12 protein-coding genes, 5 tRNA genes, 2 rRNA genes and 1 pseudogene are annotated in these 21,273 nt (G+C 35.6%); 8 read left to right on the plus strand and 12 right to left on the minus strand.

Annotation, left to right across the window (positions count from 1 at the left end):
* Nucleotide 1: 1 nt before the first annotated feature.
* From ubiD to trxA, 3 genes and pseudogenes are all read right to left on the minus strand, one after another.
* A pseudogene (gene ubiD, locus CF386_RS02955) lies at nucleotides 2-1,459 on the minus strand (4-hydroxy-3-polyprenylbenzoate decarboxylase); the annotation flags it as partial.
* An 84-nt stretch (nucleotides 1,460-1,543) separates the two neighbouring features.
* Nucleotides 1,544-2,809, minus strand: coding sequence for a transcription termination factor Rho (rho, locus tag CF386_RS02960; RefSeq protein WP_089072989.1), 1,266 nt, complete (start codon nucleotides 2,807-2,809; stop codon nucleotides 1,544-1,546).
* Nucleotides 2,810-2,989: 180 nt separating this feature from the next.
* The gene (gene trxA / locus CF386_RS02965; protein ID WP_089072990.1) at nucleotides 2,990-3,313 is read right to left on the minus strand and encodes a thioredoxin TrxA; all 324 of its coding nucleotides are present in this window, start codon (nucleotides 3,311-3,313) and stop codon (nucleotides 2,990-2,992) included.
* A 101-nt stretch (nucleotides 3,314-3,414) separates the two neighbouring features.
* Here trxA and rhlB point away from each other — a divergent pair, with 101 nt between their 5' ends.
* The 4 genes from rhlB (at nucleotide 3,415) to gorA (ending at nucleotide 8,417) form a co-directional block, all read left to right on the plus strand.
* Nucleotides 3,415-4,686: an ATP-dependent RNA helicase RhlB gene (rhlB, locus tag CF386_RS02970; protein WP_089072991.1), complete on the plus strand. Its 1,272-nt coding sequence runs from the start codon at nucleotides 3,415-3,417 to the stop codon at nucleotides 4,684-4,686.
* Entirely contained in the window at nucleotides 4,670-6,148 is a 1,479-nt protein-coding gene (locus tag CF386_RS02975) for a Ppx/GppA phosphatase family protein (protein ID WP_089072992.1), read from the plus strand. The genes rhlB and CF386_RS02975 overlap by 17 nt, the downstream gene beginning before the upstream one ends.
* Before the next feature lie 111 nt (nucleotides 6,149-6,259).
* Nucleotides 6,260-6,985: a 23S rRNA (adenine(2030)-N(6))-methyltransferase RlmJ gene (gene rlmJ, locus CF386_RS02980; RefSeq protein WP_089072993.1), complete on the plus strand. Its 726-nt coding sequence runs from the start codon at nucleotides 6,260-6,262 to the stop codon at nucleotides 6,983-6,985.
* 76 nt (nucleotides 6,986-7,061) lie between these two features.
* On the plus strand, nucleotides 7,062-8,417 hold the full coding sequence (gorA, locus tag CF386_RS02985) for a glutathione-disulfide reductase (protein ID WP_089072994.1): 1,356 nt from the start codon (nucleotides 7,062-7,064) through the stop codon (nucleotides 8,415-8,417).
* Nucleotides 8,418-8,640: 223 nt separating this feature from the next.
* Here gorA and CF386_RS02990 read toward each other — a convergent pair.
* The 4 genes from CF386_RS02990 to CF386_RS03005 all read right to left on the minus strand — a co-directional run bounded on the left by CF386_RS02990 (nucleotide 8,641) and on the right by CF386_RS03005 (nucleotide 8,977).
* Nucleotides 8,641-8,717: transfer RNA gene (locus CF386_RS02990), tRNA-Pro, on the minus strand.
* A gap of 8 nt (nucleotides 8,718-8,725) precedes the next feature.
* Nucleotides 8,726-8,801: transfer RNA gene (locus CF386_RS02995), tRNA-His, on the minus strand.
* A gap of 15 nt (nucleotides 8,802-8,816) precedes the next feature.
* Nucleotides 8,817-8,893 (minus strand) — tRNA-Pro (locus CF386_RS03000).
* An 8-nt stretch (nucleotides 8,894-8,901) separates the two neighbouring features.
* Nucleotides 8,902-8,977, minus strand: a tRNA-His gene (locus tag CF386_RS03005).
* Nucleotides 8,978-9,169: 192 nt separating this feature from the next.
* Between CF386_RS03005 and CF386_RS03010 the strand changes: the two genes are divergently transcribed.
* Complete coding sequence (locus CF386_RS03010) at nucleotides 9,170-9,589, plus strand: c-type cytochrome (protein ID WP_089072995.1); 420 nt, start codon at nucleotides 9,170-9,172, stop codon at nucleotides 9,587-9,589.
* A gap of 1 nt (nucleotide 9,590) precedes the next feature.
* Here CF386_RS03010 and CF386_RS03015 read toward each other — a convergent pair whose 3' ends face one another.
* A complete protein-coding gene (locus tag CF386_RS03015; RefSeq protein ID WP_089072996.1) occupies nucleotides 9,591-11,609 on the minus strand; it encodes a UvrD-helicase domain-containing protein in 2,019 nt (672 codons plus the stop codon).
* Between the two features lie 188 nt (nucleotides 11,610-11,797).
* Between CF386_RS03015 and CF386_RS03020 the strand changes: the two genes are divergently transcribed.
* From CF386_RS03020 to ubiK, 3 genes are all read left to right on the plus strand, one after another.
* Nucleotides 11,798-12,919 carry an efflux RND transporter periplasmic adaptor subunit gene (locus CF386_RS03020; protein WP_089072997.1) on the plus strand — a complete coding sequence of 374 codons (1,122 nt, stop codon included), beginning with the start codon at nucleotides 11,798-11,800 and terminating at the stop codon, nucleotides 12,917-12,919.
* 17 nt (nucleotides 12,920-12,936) lie between these two features.
* A complete protein-coding gene (locus CF386_RS03025; RefSeq protein ID WP_089072998.1) occupies nucleotides 12,937-16,035 on the plus strand; it encodes an efflux RND transporter permease subunit in 3,099 nt (1,032 codons plus the stop codon).
* Between the two features lie 108 nt (nucleotides 16,036-16,143).
* The gene (gene ubiK / locus CF386_RS03030; RefSeq protein WP_089072999.1) at nucleotides 16,144-16,416 is read left to right on the plus strand and encodes a ubiquinone biosynthesis accessory factor UbiK; all 273 of its coding nucleotides are present in this window, start codon (nucleotides 16,144-16,146) and stop codon (nucleotides 16,414-16,416) included.
* A 25-nt stretch (nucleotides 16,417-16,441) separates the two neighbouring features.
* Here ubiK and ilvC read toward each other — a convergent pair whose 3' ends face one another.
* The 4 genes from ilvC to CF386_RS03050 all read right to left on the minus strand — a co-directional run bounded on the left by ilvC (nucleotide 16,442) and on the right by CF386_RS03050 (nucleotide 21,256).
* Nucleotides 16,442-17,911: a ketol-acid reductoisomerase gene (gene ilvC, locus CF386_RS03035; RefSeq protein ID WP_089073000.1), complete on the minus strand. Its 1,470-nt coding sequence runs from the start codon at nucleotides 17,909-17,911 to the stop codon at nucleotides 16,442-16,444.
* A gap of 156 nt (nucleotides 17,912-18,067) precedes the next feature.
* Nucleotides 18,068-18,144 (minus strand) — tRNA-Asp (locus CF386_RS03040).
* A 13-nt stretch (nucleotides 18,145-18,157) separates the two neighbouring features.
* Nucleotides 18,158-18,273 (minus strand): 5S ribosomal RNA (rrf, locus tag CF386_RS03045).
* 91 nt (nucleotides 18,274-18,364) lie between these two features.
* Nucleotides 18,365-21,256: ribosomal RNA gene (locus tag CF386_RS03050) — 23S ribosomal RNA — on the minus strand.
* Nucleotides 21,257-21,273 lie beyond the last annotated feature (17 nt).

Here is a 21,273-nt window from a genome sequence, read left to right on the forward strand (position 1 = left end):
TTTTTAATTGATGCCATATATCATCAATTCTTTTTACAATATTAGGATCTTTTTGAATGGGAACTCCCCACTCTCTCTTAGTTTCTCCATTCCACTTATTTGTGGCGTCAATACCCATTTTTGAGCCTAAGCCAATTTCAGGAGAAGCAAAATCTAATGAATCAATTGGAGTATTACTTATTATAGTAGTGTCTCTGTCAGGATCTGTTCTAGTTGTGATTGCCCAAATTACATCTTCCCAATTTCTGGCATTAATATCATCATCACATACAATAACATATTTAGTATACATAAATTGCCTTAAAAAAGACCATACACCCATCATAATCCTTTTTGCATGTCCCGGATATTGTTTTTTCATCGTTACAACAGCTAGTCGATAAGAGCACCCTTCAGGTGGTAAATAAAAGTCCACAATTTCTGGGAATTGTTTTTTTAATAATGGTACTAGTACTTCATTTAGAGCAACACCTAAAATTGCAGGTTCATCGGGTGGTCGACCAGTATAAGTTGAGTGATATATTGCCCCTTTTCTCATGGTCATATGGGTTACCGTAAACACGTGGTGCTTTTCTACTTCATTATAATAACCTGTATGATCTCCATAAGGTCCCTCATTTGCAAATTCATTCGGATCTATATAGCCTTCTAAAACAATTTCAGCATTTGCAGGAATGTCAAGATTATTGCTTAAAGACTTAGTAATCTCAACTTTTTTCCCTTTCAGTAATCCTGCAAAAGCATATTCAGATAAAGTATCCGGTATTGGCGTAACGCCAGCTAAAGTTGTTGCCGGATCTGCACCAAATGCAACTGAAACAGGAAAGCGTTCATTTGGATTTTTTTCAATCCAGTCCCTTAAATCTAAAGCACCACCTCTATGAGCAAGCCATCTCATAATTAATTTATTTCTTGCAATTTTTTGTTGACGATAGATACCGATATTTTGTCTGTCTTTTTCAGGTCCCTTGGTAACAGTTAAACCCCATGTCATTAATGGTGCAACATCGCCAGGCCAGCACTTCATAATAGGCAATAAGTCAAGATCAACTTGCTCTCCGCTCAATATTGTTTCTTGACATGGTGCTTTTTTAATGCGCTTTGGTGACATATTAAGTACTTGCTTTAATATCGGAATCTGACTAAAAGCATCCTTTATATTTTTCGGTGGGGAAGGTTCTTTCAAATAAGCTAAAAGCTCACCAATTTTTTTCAAATCATCTATTGATTCTCCCCCCATACCTAATGCAACTCTTTTTGGTGTTCCAAATAAGTTTCCCAGAAGAGGAAATTCACTACCTTTGATATTTTCAAATAAAACTGCTGGTCCTTTTGACTTTAGTAGTCTATCGCAAATTTCAGTTACCTCTTGGTCAGCACTGACTGGATAACTTATCCTTTTCAACTCACCAATTTCTTCTAAATAATCTATAAAGTCTCTTAAACTATCATATCTCATTATATTATCCAAAATTACAAACCTAAAAAAAAACCCCTTTATTAAGTAAAGAGGTCTTTATAATAAACTTTAAAATTTACTACCTTAATTCTTGCCGCGTTTCATTGCGTCAAAAAATTCGTTATTCGTTTTCGTCATCGCTAATTTATCAAGCAAAAACTCCATAGCATCCACTTCACCCATAGGGTGAACAATTTTTCTGAGAATCCACATCTTTTGTAATTCATCAGCTGAAGTAAGTAGCTCCTCTCTACGAGTACCAGAACGAGTAAAGTCAATCGCTGGAAAGACTCTTTTTTCTGCAATTTTTCTAGATAGGTGTAACTCCATATTACCTGTCCCTTTAAACTCTTCATAGATAACTTCATCCATCTTAGAGCCCGTATCAACCAGAGCAGTAGCAATAATCGTTAGACTTCCGCCCTCTTCAACATTACGAGCTGCCCCAAAAAAGCGCTTTGGTCGATGAAGAGCATGTGCATCAACCCCTCCTGTTAAAACCTTTCCTGATGAAGGTACAACAGTATTATAGGCTCTAGCTAATCGAGTTATAGAATCTAGTAAAATAATAACATCTTTCTTGTGTTCAACTAAACGTTTTGCTTTTTCGATAACCATCTCAGCAACTTGAACATGTCTACTTGCAGGCTCATCAAATGTAGAAGCAATCACCTCACCCTTGACTAGACGCCTCATTTCAGTAACTTCTTCGGGTCGCTCATCAATTAATAAGACCATCAATTCACATTCGGGGTGATTATAAGTAATAGATTGAGCAATATTTTGCAGAAGCATCGTTTTACCAGCTTTTGGAGGAGCAACAATCAAACCTCTTTGACCTTTACCGATAGGTGAAGCTAGGTCAAGAATACGTGCTGTAATATCTTCTGTTGAACCATTACCCCTTTCCATAATCATACGATCATTAGCATGAAGAGGGGTTAGGTTTTCAAATAAAATTTTATTTCTGGCATTATCTGGTTTATCGTGATTGACTTGATTTACTTTCAATAATGCAAAATAACGCTCACCATCTTTGGGTGGTCTGATTTTTCCGGAGATAGTATCCCCTGTTCTTAAATTAAATCTACGAATTTGACTTGGCGATACATAAATATCATCAGGACCTGCAAGATAAGAGCTATCAGAAGATCTAAGGAAACCAAAACCATCTTGAAGAATTTCTAATACACCGTCTCCAAAAATATCTTCTCCACTTTTTGCATGTTGTTTTAAAATAGAAAAAATAATATCTTGTTTTCTTAAACGAGCTAAGTTTTCTAAGCCCATACCTTCACCCAAAGTGATCAAATCTGACACCGAGCGCTTTTTGAGTTCTGTTAAGTTCATATTGATGAGTTTCTTTTTATTCAAAGTGGAGTTTTCTTGTTTAATTTTAGGAAATCGAAATAGATTGAATTCGAATAGTGTGTTTTTACAAATGAATTATATCAGCAGGAATTAAAATTGTCTAATAAAAATTAAAGTATATCACACCAAAATTTCAGAGTGCAATATACCTAATTTTAATTATAAGTTTGCATCGATAAATTCTTTAAGTTGATTTAATGTCAATGCGCCAACTTTTGTTGCGGCAATCTCTCCACCTTTAAAAAGTAATAGTGTTGGTATACCTCTTATTCCATATTTAGCTGGAGTATCAGGGTTTTCATCTATATTAACTTTAGCAATAGTCAATTTCTCAGAGTAATCTTTAGCAACCTCTTCCAAAATTGGAGCTATCATTTTACAAGGACCACACCACTCAGCCCAAAAGTCAACCAAAACAACTTCCTTCGAGTTAATAACATCTACGAAATCACTGTCGTTAATGTTCAAAATATTTTCACTCATAAATATACTCCGATTTTTTTGTTTAAATTCTATCATATAATCAATTTTTAATAGATAATATATATATATTAACCAATACTAAATAAAAAGAATAGTGAAAAATGACAGATAAGAAATTTTCTGAACTGAACCTTCAGTTAAACATATTGGAAGCTTTACACGAAAGTAACTTTACCAAATGTACAAATATCCAAAGTAAAGCATTACCTCTTTTGCTTGAAGGAAAAGATGTTATCGCCCAATCACAAACCGGATCCGGAAAAACATTAACATTCCTAACAGCAACTTATAACTACCTTCAATTACAAAATCAATTACAACAGACAGAGACTCTCTCACCGCGTGCTCTAATTCTAGCACCAACCAGAGAACTAGCCCTCCAAGTTCAAAAAGACGCCCAAATTTTTGATAAATTTACAAAATTTAAAACAACTTTACTGGTTGGCGGCGAATCTATTGAAAAACAAAAACTAAACTTAACTCATTCAAAAGATATAATAATCGGAACTTGTGGGAGAGTGACTGATTTTATTAAACAAGGTCTCTTGGATTTAAGTTTATTAGAAGTAGTTGTTCTAGATGAAGCAGACAGAATGTTAGATCTTGGCTTTATAAAAGATATTAGGTTTATTTTCAAACAAATGCCCCCCCCATCAGCGAGAATGACTATGTTATTTTCAGCCACATTCTCACATAACATTAAAGAAATGGCCTATCAATACATGAAGTCATATGAATTTATCAATGTAAATAAAAAAGTTCATAATAACATGATTGACGAGGAATTATTCTACCCGTCTAATGAACATAAACTCCCACTTCTTCAAACTTTGATTGAAGAAGATTGGCCTGACAAGGCAATTATTTTTGCTAATACTAAAATAAAATCTGAAGAGATATTTAATGCATTGAATGCTGACAATCATAGAGTAGGTTTACTAACTGGAGATATCCCACAGAAAAAACGCCTTCAAACACTCGACTCCTTTACGTTAGGACACTTAGATATTCTCGTTGCAACAGATGTAGCAGCAAGAGGACTTCATATTCCAGATGTAACTCACGTTTATAATTTTGACTTGCCAGACGACTGTGAGGATTACGTTCATAGAATTGGTAGAACTGGAAGGGCTGGGGAGAGTGGTCACTCTATTAGTTTTGCATGTGAGGATTTTGCAATCAATCTTACCAATATCGAACAGTATATAAATCATAATATTCCTGTTACAGAATATGATCCAGAAGCTCTGTTAACTAATTTACCAAAAATAAACTTAAATAAAGAAACTGCAAGCAGTCGAAACTACAAAAAAACACAAATTAACAAAAATAGAAGAAATTATACAAAACGTAACTATGGAAAAAGAAAATAAAAGTCATTATGCAGTTATTGATCTGGGGTCAAATAGTTTTCATTTATGGATATTAAAATACTCAAATGGTCGTATTCATACCATAAATAGAATAAAAGATAAAACTCGTTTAGGTAGTTCTATAGATTCAAATTTAACTCAAAAATCCATGGAAAGAGGTTGGCAATGCCTAAGATATTTTAAACAATTTTTAGACAAAATACCTAAACAAAATATTATAATTGCTGCGACAGCGGCCATAAGAGCAGCTGAAAATCAAAATATATTTTTGTCTAAAGCCAACAAAATATTAAACCTCAAAATACAAGTCATATCTGGATTAAAAGAAGCTAGTTTAATCTATGATGGAGCGACGAGAACGACTGATGGTCCAAGCAAAAAGCTTGTAATAGATATTGGAGGTGCCAGCACCGAAATTATTATGGGTGATAAAGCAAAAATAATTAAAATGAACAGTTTTAAGTTGGGTTGTGTTTCTTTTTTAGAGAAATATTTTAAAAATAGAAGGTTAAATGAGGAAAACTTTAATCAAGCTATAGCAAAAACAAAAGAAACTTTAAGAGAAGCTACAATTGACTTGAATGACTGGGATTTATGTATTGGTGCAAGTGGAACAATACAAACACTTTTTGAAATCAAGAAAAAAAAATCAAACACTAATTACCTAACTAAACAAGATCTATATAAAATCAAAAGCCAACTCATTAACTGTGAGTCCATGGAATATATAGATATTGAAGGACTAACGCCAGAAAAGGCAAACGTATTTCCCAGTGGTCTTGCTATTTTAATTGGAATTTTTGAGGTATTATCTATTAATTCACTTTATAAAGCTGGGGGAGCTCTAAGAGAGGGTTTACTAAATCAATTAATTCCTCTGCCAGAGCAAAATATTCTTATAAAAAATTTAAAGATTTTAAGCAATACATATCAACTACAAAACAACTCTCAAATTATTCTTGATTTTTTTGATAAAATACATTTTTTATCTTTGATTGATAGTAAAGAAGATAAAGATATTTTTCATAAAGTAATATTGGCATTAGCTTTTTTGAACCAAATTGGATTGAGTATTAATTTTAAAAATCAATATTCACATGCAGCTTACATTATCCAAAATATCGATATGATAGGTTTTGATGAAAAAGAAAAAAATTTCATTGCATATTCTTTAAGAAATCTAGATCTAAATATTGAAGAATTTAGCTCTGATCTAATTTTCAATTCGAATATAACTGATATTTTTATAAAAACGCTCCGAATAGCAATTGCTCTTCAGGATGTTAACGAAAAATTTTATAGAATAATCTCTCGTGAAAAAAATTTAATTACATTAGAGCTGTCTGAAGATTTTTGTGAAAAATATGCGTTTACTTACGATAAATTAATCAATCAACTGAGAGATTTAAATAATTCCCAAATAACACTTAATATTTCACTTAAAAAAATTACTGGAGCCTAAAAAAATGCTCAGTTATCAACATAATTTTCATGCAGGAAATCACGCAGATGTATTAAAACATCTATGTCTTGTTTACGTCATTAACTATATGAAAAAAAAGATAAACCATTCATGTACGCTGAAAGCCATAGTGGTAATGGGCTGTATAATCTAAAACAGTTCGAAAGTTCAAAAAATATGGAGTTTAAAGGTGGTATTCAAAAATTATGGGAAGATACTAACCCTATTCATGAAATCCAGAGCTATCTTAAGATAATCAAGACTTTTAATAATAGTGAACTAAATATTTATCCTGGCTCGCCAGCAATAGCAAAATTTCTTTTAAGGTCAAAGGATTCTATAGCATTAGCGGAGTTACACCCTAAAGCTATCTCTGATTTAATGCAATGCATCTTACCAAGAAAAAAAACATCAATCCAAAAGTTAGATGGCTATCAGTTTTTAAAGAGTAAAATACCGCCACCACAAAATAGAGGTTTAGTCGTAATTGATCCATCGTACGAGATTAAGACTGAATATAAAAAAGCACCAACAATACTTTTAGATCTTTATAAAAAATGGCCTAGTGGAGTTTATTTACTTTGGTATCCAGTAGTAAAAAGAAAGTTGGTTGATGAACTTCAAAATATCTTGAAACAATCAGAAATAAAAGAAATACTTCAAATTGAGTTTTCTGTGACTCACGATAACACAGACTATGGAATGACTGGATCTGGTCTTTTTATCATTAACCCTCCATGGACCATGAAAAAAGATTTTAGTGTTATCTTACCTTATTTAAAAAACATCATTTCTCCAGAGGGATTAATTAAATTAGGTTGGTTATCTGAAAAATAATATCTTAATAAATACTATTTACATTCCTGAGGTTAAAAATTAACATGTAGCTAACTTTGAGAAATAGAGAAAAAAAATGAAACACGAATTTGATTATATCTGCTTAGGTGCAGGAAGTGGTGGCATTGCCTCCGCTAATAGAGCTGCTAAACATGGAGCAAAAGTTGCTTTAATAGAAGCAAGTGATCTGGGTGGTACCTGTGTTAATGTTGGTTGTGTTCCCAAAAAAGTAATGTGGCATGGTGCACAGATCGCTGAAGCCATAGAGCTATATGCAAAGGACTATGGTTTTGATGTTGAGTTAAAGAAATTTAATTGGTCTACTTTGATTGATAGCAGACAAAAATATATTGAAAGAATTCACCAATCCTACGACAAAGTGCTTTCAAATAACAACGTTACTGTGATTAAAGGTTTTGGGAAATTTTATGATAAAAACACAATTGAAGTGGATGGAGATTTATATACAGCAAAGCATATCCTCATTGCTGTAGGAGGAACTCCTTCTACCCCCAATATTCCTGGAGCAGAACTAGGAATTAATTCTGATGGTTTTTTTGATCTCAAAAAGCAACCAAAGCGGGCTGCAGTTGTTGGTGCTGGTTATATTGCCGTTGAAATTGCCGGAGTATTAAACGCTCTCGGAACTGATACACACTTATTTGTAAGAAAGGACAAACCTTTAAGAACATTCGATCACTCCATTGTCGAAACTCTTGTTGATACAATGCAAAAAGAAGGTCCAACACTTCACACACAATCTACACCTAAAAAGCTATCTAAAGGTGAAGATGGATCTATTTTAATCCACTTTGAAAATGGCCAAATACATGAAACAGATTGTGTTATTTGGGCTATTGGACGTCAACCAACAACAGACAAAATTAACTTAGACAAAGTGGGGGTTGAAACTAACAGACAAGGTTATGTCAAAGTAAACGAATATCAAGAAACTAATGTTAAGAATATTTATTGTGTGGGCGATGTGATGGAAAATGGCATCGAATTAACACCTGTCGCTGTTAAGGCAGGTCGACTATTATCCGAAAGACTTTTTAACAATCAAAAGAATGCAAAACTTGACTATAAATTAGTTCCAACAGTAGTTTTTAGCCATCCTCCTATTGGAACAATAGGTCTTTCAGAAAATGAGGCAATAGAAACCTATGGGAAAGAAAACATTAAGTGTTATCAATCAAACTTTACTCCTATGTATTCTGCTGTAACTTCTAATAGACAGCCTTGTAGAATGAAATTAGTTTGTTTAGGCCCAGAGGAAAAAGTAATTGGATTACATGGTATCGGATTTACTGTCGATGAAATGATTCAAGGTTTTGCTGTAGCTATCAAGATGGGAGCAACTAAAGCAGATTTAGATAATGTCGTGGCTATCCATCCAACAGGATCTGAAGAATTTGTAACCATGACCTAATAACTTTCAAAATTTTATTAAGCAATAAATTTAAAAAAACTGATTGTATTTAATAGAGTCAGTTTTTTTTATATGAATTCTATGCTGGTATTCATTATTTCATCCATCAATTTTTTCTTAAAAAATGTAAAGTTATACTTAAATTTAACTTATTTTAAAACAAAGTGATAATAGACTAGCAGTAAAGTGATGTTTTACTTAAAAATTGAAAATTATGAGCTGATGGTCGGTGAAGAGGGATTCGAACCCCCGACCCTCTGGTCCCAAACCAGATGCGCTACCAAACTGCGCTATTCACCGATTTTAAATGGGGTGGCTAACGAGACTCGAACTCGCGACAACCGGAATCACAATCCAGGGCTCTACCAACTGAGCTATAGCCACCATATTACTCAGAAATGGTCGGTGAAGAGGGATTCGAACCCCCGACCCTCTGGTCCCAAACCAGATGCGCTACCAAACTGCGCTATTCACCGATTTTAAATGGGGTGGCTAACGAGACTCGAACTCGCGACAACCGGAATCACAATCCAGGGCTCTACCAACTGAGCTATAGCCACCACTGATAATATTTATTATCGTGGGCGAAATAATAATGTTAATTTAAGCGCGTGTAAAGATTTTTTTTGTTTTTTATTTCTGCTTGTTTATATTTTAATCATCTGATGTTAAATGAGTCTCAATAATTTAATCAATAAAAAATAACTTTATGTAAGTTATTCTACAATTATGAAAAAAACAAAAAAAGAATTATGGTTAAACTCAATACATTATCAAAATTATTTTGTCTATTTTTTTTAATCTATTCATCAAAAGCCATGGTGCTTACTCCTCATGAACAAGAAATATTTGAAAGAATAAGGCCTCTTGGGAATGTTTACACTCAAAAAGGGGTGCAAAATCCTGTACAGGAAAAAGAGACACAGGTTGTTAGAGATGCAGCAACTATATATAAAACTTTTTGTATATCTTGTCACGCATCAGGAGTTGCTGGAGCTCCAAAAACTGGAGATAAAAAAGAATGGGAAAAAAGATTAAACAAAGGTGTCAATCAATTAACACTTAATGCTATAAAAGGATACAATGCAATGCCTGCGAAGGGAACTTGCATGGATTGCACAGATGATGAAATCAAAAAAACAGTATCGTATATGTTAGAAAGTCTTAATTAAATTATTTTTTAAGCATTTTTTTTAAATTAGCTATATGAGTTTTTCCTTTATGCATTCTTTGTTCAGGGGTTACATCTTTTTTGATATTTAACCAGTCTAGTTCTTCTTTTGGTAACTCAAAAAGAAAACGACTAGGTTCAATTAATACTTTTTCCCCAAATTGAGAACGCTCTTTACAGTATGAAATGGTTAATTCGGTTTTAGCTCGAGTTATGCCAACATATGCTAAACGTCTTTCTTCTTCAACATTATCGTCATTGATACTATTTTGATGTGGTAAGATGCCCTCTTCAAAACCAACCAAACTTACATGTGGAAACTCCAACCCTTTTGAAGCATGAAGTGTCATTAATTGAACCTCATTGGAAGCATCATCATCTTCAGCTCTTTCAAACATATCTCTCAATGTAAACTTTTGAATAATTTCTTTTAGCTGTATTGGTTCTTGTTGATAATTATCTCCCTTCAAATCAGAGATAACCCATCCAATAAGTTCATTTATATTATTTTGTTTATATTCTGCAACTTTTTGCGAGCTAGAATTATCTAATAACCAAACATCATACCCTATTTGACTGACTATATTTGATAAAAGTTTTTCAGTATTTCCCTTTAAATATTCTTCTTGAGATGCCATTAACCATTTAGTAAATAATCTTAATGCTTTAATGCTTCTAGCAGGCAAATGATGTTCTAAACCAAGCTCACAACTTGCTTCTAACAATGTTTTGTTTCTTATTTTTGCATAATCTCCCAAAGCAGATAAGGTTTTAGCTCCTATATCTCTTTTAGGTACATTTGCAACACGAAGAAAAGAATTATCATCATTTGGGTTAACAATTAATTTAAGATAAGCCATAATATCTTTGACTTCAGCTCTGGAAAAAAAAGAGGTTCCTCCAGAAACATTATATGGAATATTATGTTGAGTTAGATACTTTTCGAAAAGCCTTGATTGATGATTGCCTCGGTACAAAATAGCATAATTATCGAATCTTTTCTGATTAAGAAATTGATGGGTTATAATTGCTTGTACAATTTTCTTTGCTTCATCTTGCTCATCACTAGCCTCCATTATTTTGACCAGATCTGTTCCGGGTATTTCTGAAAAAAGTTTTTTTTCAAAAACATGAGAGTTGTTTGCTATTAGACTATTAGCTACTGTTAGAATTTTATTAGTTGAACGATAATTTTTTTCTAGTTTTATGACTTCTAATTCAGGAAAGTCTTTGGTCAATAAAACTAGGTTTTCTGGTTGAGCTCCTCGCCATGAGTAAATCGATTGATCATCATCTCCAACTACCGTAAATTTATTACGTCCTTTCACTAAAAGCTTTACGAACTCATATTGACTTGAGTTTGTATCTTGGTATTCGTCAACCAATAAATATTTTATTTTTTTTTGCCACTTAATCAGTTTTTCCGGATATTCCTTAAAAAGAGTCAGAGGGTAAGAAATTAAGTCATCAAAATCTATAGCATTATAAGATTTTAGCTGTTTTACATATGCCTTATAAATAGGATAGCTATCATCTAAGTAATAATGTGAGAGTTTTTGGCTATTTTTTTGGATTTCTAAATTTTTGATATTAGAAATAAAAGTTATTAAATTTTTGACATAATCCTTATCAATCTCAGTTGTATTGGCTTCACTTGAGAGCAACTCTTTAATTAAAGCGATTTGATCTTGATCATCAAATAAAGAAAAATTACTTGTCAAACCAAGACTTTTATATTCTTTTTTTATTATGTCTAAGCCTAATCGATGAAATGTAGCTATATAAGCCCCTCTATTCCTTTTTTTTCCTAAAAGTGAATCAACTCTTTCTTTCATTTCTTTGGCTGCTTTATTTGTAAAAGTCAAAGCTGCAATTTCATTAGGATTATAACCACAATGTTGAACTAAATACTCAATTTTTTTAGTTATCACACCTGTTTTACCTGAACCGGCACCTGCCAATACTAAACATGGCCCTGATACATTTTTTATTGCTTCTGTTTGGCGGCTATTCAGCTTCATTCAATTATCCTACAAGATATTTTTACACTACAAAAAATTCAGTTATGTTTTTTAAAAATTAAAGTTACATAAATGAAATGATTATGATAATTTAACTATTATAATTATTTTTATAGAACCATACAGTCTTAATTATATTAACTATAATAATTAAAAAAGAATTTTTAGAAATGGAGTTAAATTAAACAATGAAAAAGTCGTTAAAATGGATAGTAATGTTGTCTATCGTATTCTTTTTTCTTATCGCCGTAATACTTTTTAATTTCATATTAAATAAAGTGATTATTCCTAATAAAATAGCTAGTATGCCTGAACCTTCATACCCTGTCACTGAGTATAAAGCAAAATACTCAAGCTGGAATCCATCCATTAAAGCAATTGGTTTTATTCGACCAAACCAATCTGTACAGTTAACAACTGAAACAGCAGGGAAAATTACAAGTATTAGATTCAAATCAGGTCAATTAGTCAAAAAAGGGGATATTTTAGTTACTTTAGATAGTAGTTCTCAACAAGCTGAGCTTGATTCTTACACTGCTAAATTACCATTCCAAAAGGCAGAATATGAACGATACCTAAAACTCCTTCAAACTAACTCTGTTTCTCAGGCAAGTTTTGAACAGAAAAAAAGTGACTATTTTTCTGCTTTAGCTGATATTAACGGAGTCAAAGCAGACATCAATAAACTAACGATCAAAGCACCTTTTGATGGCATAGTTGGACTAAACAATGTAGCGTTAGGACAATATATAAGTTCAGGGACAGACATTGCTCCCTTGGATGACATAAATTTAATGGAGTTAAGAGTCACAATACCACAGACCGAAATGAAAAATGTTTTTGTGGGACAAGAAGTAAAAATTAAAGTTGGTGCCTATCCAGATAAATTTTTTGAAGGTAAAATCGAGGCGATTGCTCCAGGAATTCAAAACAGTACTGGATTAGTCGAAGTTCAGGTGAGTATTCCTAATCCAGATAAAAAACTTAAAAATAACATGTATGCCACAGCAAATATCATGTTACCCAAAAAAAATAATATTATTATGGTTCCTAAAACAGCAATTTCTTACAATCTTTATGGCAATTTTGTTTATGTAGTCAAGGAGGATAAAAACAAAGAAAAAAGAGTGTCCCAAATTTTTGTAAACATATTATCTGATGATGGTGATCAAGTAGTTATTGATTCGGGTATCAAAGAAAATGATATGATTGTAACTTCGGGGCAAGTTTCACTAAATAATGGCTCTAAGGTATATGAAGCAAAGAAAAGCCTTTCCCCTAAAACGCCATCATCACTGCCTGATCTTTAATAAAAGGAATGTAAAAAATGAAGTTTACTGACTTATTTATTAGCAGACCCGTTCTGGCTGTTTCATTGAGCCTTTTAGTTTTTATTTTGGGTTTTCAGGCCTTGTTTAAAATGCCAATTCAAGAGTTTCCAGAAACATCAAACACAACGATTACCGTTACTACTGCCTACGCAGGTGCATCTCCAGATGTTATTCAAGGTTTTGTTACACAGCCCTTGGAACAGGCAATTGCACAAGTTGATAATATTGACTACATAACTGGTTCTAGTGTTTCTGGAACGTCTACTATTACTGCATATATGAAATTAGACACAGATCCCGATGCTGCACTTGCACAAGTTTTATCTAAAATAAACAGTGTTAAAGCAAGCCTTCCTTCAGGAGTCCAAGATTCAAATATTAATGTCACTACCGGCAGTTCTGTAGGAGCCCTATACTTAGGGTTTAGTAGTAAAACTCTGAGCAGTCCTCAGCTTTATGATTATATAGATAGAGTCATTACACCTGAATTAAACACCGTCAGTGGTATCAACGAGGTAAAAATATATGGTACCCAATTTGCCATGAGAATTTGGCTCGACCCAGATAAGATGGCTGCTTTAAACATATCAACAGATGAAGTAAAACAGGTACTGACTTCTAACAACTCTATTCAAGGTCTAGGACAAGTTAATGGATATTCAATCACTGCCAACGTAGTGGCAAATACGCAATATACAACACCATCAACTTTAGAAAACCTAGTGGTGAAATCAGATAATGGAAATATTGTTCGTCTTAAAGATATAGCAACTGTTAGTCTAGGAAGCTATCAAAATACTATACTAAGTTCAATTAACGGTAAAACTGGATTAATTGTCGCCATTAACTTAGCACCTGGAGCAAACCCGATTACAGTCGTGAAAGGTATTAGAGATCTTATTCCTAGTATGGAAAAAAGTATGCCAAGTGCGATTAAGATGCAGGTTCTCTATGATCAGTCTATTTTTATTAAAGAAGCAATTAATGATGTTATTAAAACTCTTATTGAAGCGGTAATAATTGTTTTAGTGGTGATTTTGTTGTTTATTGGTTCTCTTAGAGCATTAATTATACCTTTAGTTACAATACCACTATCAATAGTGGGTGTGTCATTTATAATGGACTCTCTAGGTTTTTCTTTAAATCTGTTGACATTACTTGCCATGGTTCTAGCGATTGGTCTTGTCGTTGATGACGCCATTGTTGTACTTGAAAATGTAGAGCGACATATTGCTGAGGGTAAAACTCCTTTTCAAGCATCTATTATAGGAACAAGAGAAATCGCAGTTCCCGTAATATCAATGACAATAACTTTAGCAGCAGTTTATGCTCCAATAGCTCTAACCGGAGGTCTTTCAGGTGCATTATTCAAAGAATTTGCATTGACATTAGCAGGTTCTGTATTTATTTCAGGTTTTGTTGCGTTGACATTATCACCCATGATGTGCTCAAAAATTTTAAAAGTAGAGCCAAAACTACAAAACCAAAATAAAAGTTTTAAACAAAAAATAGAACATCGTATTGAAAAAATAACGAATAAATACGTGCAAGGTCTTGATTATGTTTTGGATAATAGGAAAGTAGTCGTTACATTCGCTCTCCTAATTTTAATATCAATGCCAATTTTATTCGTTGATATAAAAAGTGAAATTGCACCGCCAGAGGATCAAGGAGTTATTGTAAATACGGGTACAGCACCAACAAACTCCAATATTGATTACATATCTCAAAATGCAAAAATTACTGGAAAATTAGCAAAAGAAAACCCTTCTGTTAGTACATCTCTTGAAATAGCAGGTTATCCAGCAGCGAATCAATTTTTGAATTTAGTGATGCTCAAACCTTGGGATGAAAGAACCACAAAAGCTGAGTCCATTGATGGAATTATCGCTAAACTAACACCCCAAATTAAAGAAATACCTGGTGCGCAAGTACAAGGGCCAAGCAACATACCTCCGCTCCCAATGATGAATGGGTATGCTGGTGTTTATCAATATATCATTAAAACCTCTAACTCTCCTGAAAATCTTGTTAATGTTGCACAAAAAGCTGTTGAAAAGGTATTAAAAAGTAAGAAGTTTTTCATGGTCAATTTAGATTTAAAATTTAATACTGGCGAAGTAAGTATTAATATTGATAAAGAAAAAGCTGGTTCATATGGAGTGACTATCAGTGACATAGCAAATACCTTGAATACAATGATGTCAGGAAATTATATTAATCAGGTAAATATATCGGGAAGGCCTTACTATGTGGTTCCTCAAACTTTAAGAAAGAATAGAATATCACAAGAAAGTTTAAAACATTATTATGTAAAATCTAATAATGGAGACATGATACCTTTAAGTGCATTGGTAACCATAAAAACCTCACCAAGTCTACTTACCATACCAACCATGGATCAATTTAATAGTGCAACGATAACTGCGGTTAACCCAATTATGACGACAGGTGAAGCAGTAAGTTATTTTAAAAATAATATTGATACTATGCTTCCAACAGGTTACACAAGTGATTGGCAGGGTGTAGCTCGAACCTTTGTACAAGAAGGAAACTCCTTAGTATTTACGTTTATACTAGCTATATTTATTATTTATTTAGTTCTAGCGATTCAATTTGAATCTGTCAGAGACCCATTAGTCATTATGACTTCCGTTCCATTAGCCATTTCAGGTGCTTTAGTTGTGATGGCATGGCATGTTACTACAATGAATTTATATTCTCAGATAGGATTGATAACATTAGTGGGACTTATAACAAAACATGGTATCTTGATATGTGAGGTGGCTAAGGAAGAGCAGCTACATCATGGAAAGAATAAATTTGAAGCTGTTAGAGAGGCTGCAAGAATAAGATTTAGACCTATTCTAATGACCACACTTGCTATGGTAGCAGGATTAATTCCTTTAGTTTTAGCATCTGGAGCTGGTGCGGCTATGAGATTTACTATTGGTATTGTTATTGTTGCAGGACTTGGAATAGGGACACTCTTCACCTTATTTGTTCTACCTGTGATATATACTTACATAGCACAAACTCACAAACCTGAAAAAAGTGTAGAGGAACTGCTATCAACGAAGCCATCACAAGATTAGTGTCTAAAAGAATAGGTAGTCAAAATATTTTAACTACCTATTTTAATGATTTTAGAAATAATATGATAAACTTAAATTTCTAAGCTTTTAAAAATGAATGGAGTGAAAATGTTTGAACCTGATAAAATTGAAAAAGTCGTTAAACAAATGCAAGATTCAATGCCAAAGGCAGTAAAAGATCTCGGTAGTGACATAGAATCTAAAATTAAGCAAGGACTACAACATCAATTAAGCAAGTTAGATGTCGTGACAAGAGAAGAATTTGACATTCAAACTCAGGTATTATTAAGAACGAGACAAAAGTTATCTGATCTTGAAGAGAAAATTGATGAACTATTAAATGATAACAAAGACCATCAAGAAAGTGATAAAGCTGATTAAAAAAAGACCCTAAATGGGTCTTTTTTTAAATAGATTTCATATCAGTCATATGAGCTCTTAGTTTTTTTCCAATTAGCTCAACTGGATGCTCTGCAATGTTTTTATTTAAATTAATAATTTCAATGTTTGTTGGGGGCTGTGGGGCAACATAACTGCTACCAATTACATCTGTATTAACCTTATTCATAAACTCTTTTTCTAATAATGGCACGGCTTCATTAGCAAAAAGATAATTACCATACTCAGCAGTATCAGAGATAACAATATTCATTTCATAAAGTCTCTTTCTTGCTATAGTATTCGCTATTAAAGGTAATTCATGAAGAGATTCATAATAAGCAGACTCCTCTTTTATACCAGCTTCGACCATAACCTCAAATGCTAATTCAACACCTGCTTTTACCATTGCAACCATCAAAACGCCATGATCAAAATATTCTTGCTCTTTAATATTAAGTTGATCATCAGGATAGTTTTCAAATCCAGACTCTAAACTGTTATTTCTCCAATCTAATAATTCTTGATCATTATTATCCCAATCTTTCATCATATTATTAGCAAAATAGCCAGATAAAATGTTATCCATATGTTTTTTGTAAAGGGGTGTTAATAAAGTTTTTAGCTCTTCAGAAAGTTCATTCGCTTTTAATTTAGACTCATTAGATAGCCTATTCATCATATGAGTTATGCCACCAAGTTTTAATGCTTCTGAAATTTGCTCCCAACCATTTTGAATTAACTTACCTGCATACGTTGGAGAAATATCTGATGCGACCATTTTATCGTAACATAAAATAGAACCTGCTTGTAACATTCCACATAGAATAGTTTGCTCTCCCATTAAATCTGATTTAACTTCAGCAACAAAGGAAGATTCCAAGACACCAGCTCTATGTCCACCGGTTGAAGCAGCCCATGCTTTTGCATAATAAATCCCCTCTCCGTTAACATCATTTTCTGGATGTACGGCTATTAAAGTAGGAACACCAAAGCCTCTTTTATATTCCTCACGAACTTCTGTTCCAGGACATTTTGGAGCGACCATCACAACCGTAATATCTTTTCTAATTTCCTTCCCTTCTTCAACAATATTAAAACCATGTGAGTAACCAAGTGCTGAGTTTTTCTTCATCAATGGCATAACATCATCAACCACCTTTGAATGTTGTTTATCCGGAGTTAAATTAATTACAAGATCAGCTGAAGGTATTAATTCTTCATAAGTCCCAACCTTAAATCCATTTTCAAATGCATTTAAGTAAGATTTATTCTTAGCATCAATCGAAGATTTTCTCAATGCGTATGAAATATCAAGACCTGAATCTCTCATGTTTAAACCTTGATTCAAACCCTGTGCACCACAGCCTACAATCACAATCTTTTTTGATTCAAGAAATAGTAGGCTATTCTCAAATTCAGATTTATCCATAAACCTGCATTTACTTAACTGTTTTATTTGATTACGAAAACTTAATTGATTGAAATAATTTGCCACTTTATTGCTCCCTAATTTTATAAATTACGATTTTATTTAAGTGTAAAGGATAGATTTATGAGAATAAAGTGATTTATAAGCAAGAATAAGTTGCATGTTTGTAAACTATTTAAAGATTTATAAATTTATGGAAAAAATAACTGATAATATAATTAATGGCGGAGCGGACGGGACTCGAACCCGCGACCCCCGGCGTGACAGGCCGGTATTCTAACCAACTGAACTACCGCTCCGTAAAAAAGGAAAGCTTGGCGATGACCTACTCTCACATGGGGAATCCCCACACTACCATTGGCGCAATTACGTTTCACTTCTGAGTTCGGCATGGGATCAGGTGGTGCCATAATGCTATGGTCGCCAAGCAAAATTTGTTTACAATTCGAAAAGCTGACTCTGCAATACACATCAAGATCTTTATATCTTTAAAATCCTGCAAAACCCCTTGGGTGTTGTATGGTTAAGTCTCACGGGCAATTAGTACAAGTTAGCTCAACGCCTCACAACGCTTACACACCTTGCCTATCTACGTCGTAGTCTCCAACAACCCTTTAGGATACTTATAGTATCAGGGATGACTCATCTCAGGGCTCGCTTCCCGCTTAGATGCTTTCAGCGGTTATCGATTCCGAACTTAGCTACCGGGCAATGCTACTGGCGTAACAACCCGAACACCAGAGGTTCGTCCACTCCGGTCCTCTCGTACTAGGAGCAGCCCCCTTCAATCATCCAACGCCCACGGCAGATAGGGACCGAACTGTCTCACGACGTTCTAAACCCAGCTCGCGTACCACTTTAAATGGCGAACAGCCATACCCTTGGGACCGACTTCAGCCCCAGGATGTGATGAGCCGACATCGAGGTGCCAAACACCGCCGTCGATATGAACTCTTGGGCGGTATCAGCCTGTTATCCCCGGAGTACCTTTTATCCGTTGAGCGATGGCCCTTCCATTCAGAACCACCGGATCACTATGACCTGCTTTCGCACCTGCTCGAACCGTCATTCTCGCAGTCAAGCGGGCTTATGCCATTGCACTAACCTCACGATGTCCGACCGTGATTAGCCCACCTTCGTACTCCTCCGTTACTCTTTGGGAGGAGACCGCCCCAGTCAAACTACCCACCAGGCACTGTCCTCACCCCAGATTATGGGGCTAAGTTAGAACATCAAACATACAAGGGTGGTATTTCAAGGTTGGCTCCACGATAACTGGCGTCACCGTTTCAAAGCCTCCCACCTATCCTACACATGTAGGCTCAATGTTCAGTGCCAAGCTGTAGTAAAGGTTCACGGGGTCTTTCCGTCTAGCCGCGGGTACACAGCATCTTCACTGCGATTTCAATTTCACTGAGTCTCGGGTGGAGACAGCGTGGCCATCATTACGCCATTCGTGCAGGTCGGAACTTACCCGACAAGGAATTTCGCTACCTTAGGACCGTTATAGTTACGGCCGCCGTTTACCGGGGCTTCGATCAAGAGCTTCGTCCGAAAACTAACCCCATCAATTAACCTTCCGGCACCGGGCAGGCGTCACACCGTATACGTCATCTTTCGATTTTGCACAGTGCTGTGTTTTTAATAAACAGTTGCAGCCACCTGGTATCTGCGACTCTCAACAGCTCCAAGAGCAAGTCTCTTCACCGTCAAGAGCGTACCTTCTCCCGAAGTTACGGTACCATTTTGCCTAGTTCCTTCACCCGAGTTCTCTCAAGCGCCTTGGTATTCTCTACCCGACCACCTGTGTCGGTTTGGGGTACGATTTCTTATAATCTGAAGCTTAGAGGCTTTTCCTGGAAGTATGGCATCAATAACTTCACTGCCGTAGCAGCTCGACATCAAGTCTCAGCCTAACAATGACCCGGATTTACCTAAGTCATTAGCCTACACTCTTGAACCTGGACAACCGTCGCCAGGCCTACCTAGCCTTCTCCGTCCCCCCATCGCAATTATAAAAAGTACGGGAATATTAACCCGTTTCCCATCGACTACGCCTTTCGGCCTCGCCTTAGGGGTCGACTTACCCTGCCCCGATTAACGTTGGACAGGAACCCTTGGTCTTCCGGCGAGGAAGTTTTTCACTCCCTTTATCGTTACTCATGTCAACATTCGCACTTCTGATACCTCCAGCAGACTTTACAATCCACCTTCAACGGCTTACAGAACGCTCCCCTACCCAGCAATGCTAATGCATGCTGCCGCAGCTTCGGTGTATAGCTTAGCCCCGTTAAATCTTCCGCGCAGGCCGACTCGACCAGTGAGCTATTACGCTTTCTTTAAATGATGGCTGCTTCTAAGCCAACATCCTGGCTGTCTAAGCCTTCCCACATCGTTTCCCACTTAGCTATAACTTTGGGACCTTAGCTGGCGGTCTGGGTTGTTTCCCTCTCCACGACGGACGTTAGCACCCGCCGTGTGTCTCCCGGATAGTACTTACTGGTATTCGGAGTTTGCAAAGGGTTGGTAAGTCGGGATGACCCCCTAGCCTTAACAGTGCTCTACCCCCAGTAGTATTCGTCCGAGGCGCTACCTAAATAGCTTTCGGGGAGAACCAGCTATCTCCAGGTTTGATTGGCCTTTCACCCCTAGCCACAAGTCATCCGCTAATTTTTCAACATTAGTCGGTTCGGTCCTCCAGTAAGTGTTACCTCACCTTCAACCTGCCCATGGCTAGATCACCTGGTTTCGGGTCTAATCCTAGCAACTATTCGCCCAGTTAAGACTCGGTTTCCCTACGGCTCCCCTATTCGGTTAACCTTGCTACTAAAATTAAGTCGTTGACCCATTATACAAAAGGTACGCAGTCACCCCACGAAGGGGCTCCCACTGCTTGTACGTACACGGTTTCAGGTTCTATTTCACTCCCCTCACAGGGGTTCTTTTCGCCTTTCCCTCACGGTACTGGTTCACTATCGGTCAGTCAGGAGTATTTAGCCTTGGAGGATGGTCCCCCCATATTCAGACAAGATGTCACGTGTCCCGTCCTACTCGATTTCATTATCATTGCGCCTTCAGCTACGGGGCTATCACCCTGTACCGCAGAATTTTCCAAAACTTTCGCCTAGCACAATGAAAACTTAAGGGCTGGTCCGGTTTCGCTCGCCGCTACTACCGGAATCTCGGTTGATTTCTTTTCCTCGGGGTACTTAGATGTTTCAGTTCCCCCGGTTCGCCTCCTAAACCTATGTATTCAGTTTAGGATAACTGCTTATGCAGTTGGGTTTCCCCATTCGGAAATCGTAGACTCAAGTGGCTCTTACTGCCTTATCTACGCTTATCGCAAGTTAGTACGTCCTTCATCGCCTCTGACTGCCAAGGCATCCACCGTGTACGCTTAGTCACTTAACCATACAACCCCAAAGGGT

Source organism: Paraphotobacterium marinum, assembly GCF_002216855.1.
GTDB lineage: Bacteria > Pseudomonadota > Gammaproteobacteria > Enterobacterales > Vibrionaceae > Paraphotobacterium > Paraphotobacterium marinum.